The sequence below is a fragment of the Chitinophaga sp. GbtcB8 genome, from assembly GCF_019091455.1.
Taxonomy (GTDB): Bacteria; Bacteroidota; Bacteroidia; order Chitinophagales; family Chitinophagaceae; genus Chitinophaga.
Genome location: NZ_JAGXJN010000416.1, coordinates 1 through 236, shown reverse-complemented (window position 1 = coordinate 236; position 236 = coordinate 1). Strand labels below are relative to the sequence as shown.

1 protein-coding gene is annotated in these 236 nt (G+C 51.3%); it reads left to right on the top strand.

Annotated features, from left to right (window positions below):
- On the top strand, positions 1-203 hold a 203-nt coding region (locus KVT36_RS32220; RefSeq protein ID WP_217607513.1), incomplete at its 5' end, for a hypothetical protein.
- Positions 204-236 lie beyond the last annotated feature (33 nt).

Here is a 236-nt window from a genome sequence, read left to right as displayed (position 1 = left end):
AGGTTATTGAGCGAGTTAAAAAAGAAATGAGGGTTAAGCAGCTGTTTCAGCAGGTATTGCCCCGTACCTGCCTTTTCTTTTTCCAGCTGCAGGATGCGGCTGTTCTGCCGGGTCCATTGCTCCGCCAGTATTACCGGCAGGCTGTATTACAGGTTACCCTGTGCTGCAATGGCATTTTCCCGCTGAAAGGGGTTGTCCGGTAAAAGAGTGCCCAGCAAGTGTCTATCAGGCAGGGA